This window comes from Novosphingobium sp. UBA1939 (assembly GCF_002336885.1).
GTDB lineage: Bacteria > Pseudomonadota > Alphaproteobacteria > Sphingomonadales > Sphingomonadaceae > Novosphingobium.
In genome coordinates, this window is the sequence record NZ_DDFB01000050.1 from 5,238 (window position 1) to 9,102 (window position 3,865).

4 protein-coding genes and 1 pseudogene are annotated in these 3,865 nt (G+C 70.2%); 3 read left to right on the forward strand and 2 right to left on the reverse strand.

Going from position 1 to position 3,865, the window contains the following annotated elements; genetic code table 11:
• Nucleotides 1-177 precede the first annotated feature (177 nt).
• The gene (locus B3547_RS07725; RefSeq protein WP_194919157.1) at nt 178-606 is read left to right on the forward strand and encodes a hypothetical protein; all 429 of its coding nucleotides are present in this window, start codon (nt 178-180) and stop codon (nt 604-606) included.
• Nucleotides 607-654: 48 nt separating this feature from the next.
• Complete coding sequence (locus B3547_RS07730; RefSeq protein ID WP_125954365.1) at nt 655-1,155, forward strand: MmcB family DNA repair protein; 501 nt, start codon at nt 655-657, stop codon at nt 1,153-1,155.
• A gap of 55 nt (nt 1,156-1,210) precedes the next feature.
• Here B3547_RS07730 and B3547_RS07735 read toward each other — a convergent pair whose 3' ends face one another.
• Entirely contained in the window at nt 1,211-1,780 is a 570-nt protein-coding gene (locus tag B3547_RS07735; protein WP_292961809.1) for a TMEM165/GDT1 family protein, read from the reverse strand.
• 275 nt (nt 1,781-2,055) lie between these two features.
• Entirely contained in the window at nt 2,056-3,402 is a 1,347-nt protein-coding gene (locus B3547_RS07740; RefSeq protein WP_292961806.1) for a M20/M25/M40 family metallo-hydrolase, read from the reverse strand.
• A 314-nt stretch (nt 3,403-3,716) separates the two neighbouring features.
• On the opposite strand from B3547_RS07740, the pseudogene B3547_RS07745 reads away from it, so the two are divergent.
• Nucleotides 3,717-3,865 (forward strand): annotated as a pseudogene (locus B3547_RS07745) (DEAD/DEAH box helicase); the annotation flags it as partial.

A 3,865-nucleotide genomic window follows, 5' to 3' on the forward strand; every position in this document is an offset into this window, starting at 1 on the left:
CCTCTGCCTTCGGAGGGCAGCGCTCTATCCAGCTGAGCTACGGGTGCAACGGCGGCGGTGCCTAGCAGCGAGGCGCACGACTGGCCAGCGGTTTTTGCCCTGCGGTTTGCTCTCCGGATTTCCCGTCCCGGGCGGGTTTAGCGATTTGGTAGGGACAGCGGGCGTATCCCGCGCGGCATGGCATGGGATTCCGCCAGCGGCGCAGCGGCGCCCGATGGCGCGCCGGTGATGGGCGCGGCGATCGCGGATTCGCCGTCCGGTGCCGCTTCCCTCACCGACACGTGGCACGCCCTGCACGAAGCCGCCGCGATCGTCGGCGCGCTGGCCGGCCGGTCCGTTGCCGAGGACGCCGGAGCTTCGCCCGCAGCGATCGAAGCCTTTCCCGAGACGATCTTCCACGCCGGCGGCTGGCGGCTGGCGCTGGCCCAGCAAGGTCTGGACGATCTGGCGGCGATCCTGGAGACCGGGGTTTCCGCGCTGCTGGCGGTTTCCGCGCGCGGCCGCTCGCCGGCCTGCGCCGCGGCGGCCTTGCACGACGAGTTCCGCGCGGCGCGGGCGGGTCTGCTCGCCCTGGTGGCGCCCAAGCCGGTCCGCCATCCGGTCTGACCGCGCGGCCACTTTACCTGTTCCATTTTTGTTCTTACGGTGCCGGGCATGATCGATTCGTCCGTCATCCCGCTCGCCGATCTGCCGGCCAGCCCGCGCGAGGCGCAGGCCGTGGCCCGTGGCATCGCGCGGCTGTTCGCCCGCAACGACATCTGGTGCCTGCCGGAAATGCCGCTGCGCTCGGGCCGGCGCGCCGACCTGATGGGGATCGACGCGAAGGGCCACGTGGTGATCGTGGAGATCAAGGTCAGCCGCGCCGACCTGCTGGGCGACGGCAAGTGGACCGACTATCTCGACCATTGCGACCGGTTCTACTGGGGGCTGGCGCCGCATCTTGACCGCGCTTGCCTGGAAGGACCGGATTTCCTGCCCGGGCGCTGCGGCGTGATCGTGGCCGATGGCTATGACGCGGAGATCCTGCGCCCGGCGCCCTCGCACCCGCTGGCGGCGGCGCGGCGCAAGGCGGAAGTCGAACGGCTGGCCCGCGCGGCGCTGCGCCGGCAGGTGGTGGGGCTGGACCCGCACTGTGCCGGCTGGGGCGAAGGCTAAGCCGCCGCCTTCGCGATCCCGTCAGACCGGCCCGCCCGTCAGACCAGACCGCCCATCAAACCAGACCGGCGGTCTGCGCCAACAGCCAGCCGCCGATGGCGATGAACAACAGGGCCGCCACCATCCGCACCACGCCCAGCGGCACGCGGCGGATCAGTTCGCTGCCCAGGAACACCGCGGGCACGTTGGCGATCATCATCCCCAGCGTGGTGCCCGCTGTCACCGCCACCGCATCGTGGAAGCGCGCGCCCAGTGCGATCGTGGCCACCTGCGTCTTGTCGCCCATCTCGACGAGGAAGAACGCCACCAGCGTCGTCAGGAACGGCCCGAAGCGGCCGGGCTTCTCCTCCTCGTCATCGAGCTTGTCGGGGATCAGCGTCCACAGGCCCATGGCGATGAACCCCGCCGCCACGGCATAGCGGAACCACAGGCCATCGAGCAGCGAGGCCGCCGTGGCGCCGACCAGCGCGGCGAGGAAGTGGTTGGCCAGCGTGGCGCAGAGGATGCCCAGCACGATCGGCCAGGGCTTGCGGAAGCGGGTGGCGAGCACGATGGCGAGCAGCTGGGTCTTGTCGCCGATTTCCGCGAGCGCGACGATCGCGGTGGAAGTGGTCAGGGCTTCGATCATGAACGGTTCCGGGGCCGGGCAGCGGTTCGACACAACGGCACCGCGCCCTCCCGCCCGGCCTGAGCGGAAAGCATGGTGCCATTGGTCTCGCCCGGAAGGCCCCCGCAAGGGCCGCTCCGCCTGCGCCATGGCCTCTCGGCCAAGCATGTTGACGCGCCGTCTCCGGCATGGGACCGCGCGATGTCCTGATGGCAGGACGGGCGCGGTGGCTACTCCCCAAGTAACGGGAGCCGGTTACGCCCCGCGCGCGGCGGACGCAAGCCCCAACGCGCTCACTTCTTCCCGACGGGCTTCACCGCCTTCTCGCGCGAAAGCCGCGTCATCAGCAGCGCGGCGCGCTTGGCCTGCCGCCAGATGCTGGGCACATCGGTGGTTTCGGCGGGCGAATGATCGCCGGTGCTGGCGGGGCCGAGGCCGACCAGCCCGTCGACGTCGGCCGCCACGAACGAGATGTCACCCGCGCCGCGCTTCAGCGGATCGAGCGGGGCCATCGCCGGCAGGCCCAGCGTTTCGTTCACGCCGTTGAGCCGCGCCAGCAGCGCCTGGTTGCCCGGCGTCGGCGCCATCGGCGGATAGCCTTCCTCGAACGTGATGGCCGCCTGCGCGCCCGGCCAGGTGCGCGCCACGATCGCGCGCATCCGCTCCATCGCCCGCCGGTCCTGCTCGGGGCTGAGCGAGCGCAGGTCTCCACGCGCGATCGCCTTGGCCGGCACGATATTGGTCTTGCCCGCCGCCGCAACGTGCGCCGCGTCGGGCGCGAGCGTGGCCTCGGCCCCGCCCGCGATCAGGCCGACGTTCAGCGTCAGGTTCGGTTCGGGCACTTCCTCGCGGATCGCGGCGATGATGCGCGCGGCGGCATAGATCGCGCCATCGCCCATCGCGGGCGAGAACACCGCGCTCGAATGGCCCGACTTCGCAGTGACGGTCAGCGTCCACGAATTGGACGAACGCCGCGCGATCGAGCCCATGTCCTTGCCGTCTTCCCGGGACAGCCCCTCGAAATCGAGCGCCGCGTCGGCGCGCCGGCCGGCCGCGACCAGATCGGCGCGCGCCACCGTGGTCGGCTCGCCCGCGTCCTCCTCGTCGCCGGTCAGCACCACCTCGATATTGGCGTCCTTGAGCGTGCCCGCCGTCTGCATCGCGCGCAGCGCGGCGATCATCACCGCCATGCCGCCCTTGTCGTCGGCCACGCCGGGGCCGGTGGCCTTGTCGCCCTTCAGCGCGAACGTCTGGAACGGCGAATCCGGTTCGAACACGGTATCGAGATGGCCGATCAGCAGCAGGCGCTTCGTGCCCTTCGCGCCCTGGTGCGTCAGGATCAGGTGCCCGGCGCGCCCGGTCTGCTCCATCGGCACCCAGCGCGCGGCAAAGCCCAGCGCGGTGAATTCGGGCGAGACGATGTCGCGCACCTTGCGCACGCCTTCGAGGTTCCGGCTGCCCGAATTCTGGTTCACCATTCGTTCGAGCAGCGCCAGCGTGCGCGCCTGTTCGGCATCGACCGTGGCGATCATCCGCTGTTCCGCCGGCGTGACGGGCGCGGCCAGCGCCAACCCGCTCCCCAGTGCGCCGACAACCAGCGCTGCGCCGATGATGGAACCCGCAAACTGATGATACCGCATCGAAATCCCCGTCCAGTTCAGCGGCGCACGTTGCCGCCCGGTCCGGCGGCGGGCAAGGCCCTTTGCGCAATTTCCTTGCTTTTCGAACCAATCGCGCTTATGTGCGCCGCAGCAAGACCGGCGGCCCCGTGCCGCAAGCCGCGTCAGCGTGAGATTCCGCCTCCATTTGCCGAGGGCATTTGCGAAAGGCGCGATCCGGCCCGGCCCCACGGTCTCTTGCCTCACGGCTTCCCCTTTCACGCATGGGTCGCATGGTACGACCCCTGCCGCGCCCGCGATTCTTCGCGGAGCGCCAACGAAAGCATTGTTTTTTCATGTCCTATTTTAGCGATCTCGGCCTTGCCGAGCCCATTCTGCGCGCGCTCGAAAGCAAAGGCTACAACGATCCCACTCCCATCCAGCGCCAGTCGATTCCGGCGCTGCTCGAAGGCCGCGACCTGCTGGGCATCGCCCAGACCGGCAC

Coding starts and splice junctions, on each gene's coding strand:
- B3547_RS07740 (WP_292961806.1), bottom strand. CDS start 3,402: ATGCGGTATCATCAGTTTGCGGGTTCCATCATCGGCGCAGCGCTGGTT.
- B3547_RS07730 (WP_125954365.1), top strand. CDS start 655: ATGATCGATTCGTCCGTCATCCCGCTCGCCGATCTGCCGGCCAGCCCG.
- B3547_RS07725 (WP_194919157.1), top strand. CDS start 178: ATGGCATGGGATTCCGCCAGCGGCGCAGCGGCGCCCGATGGCGCGCCG.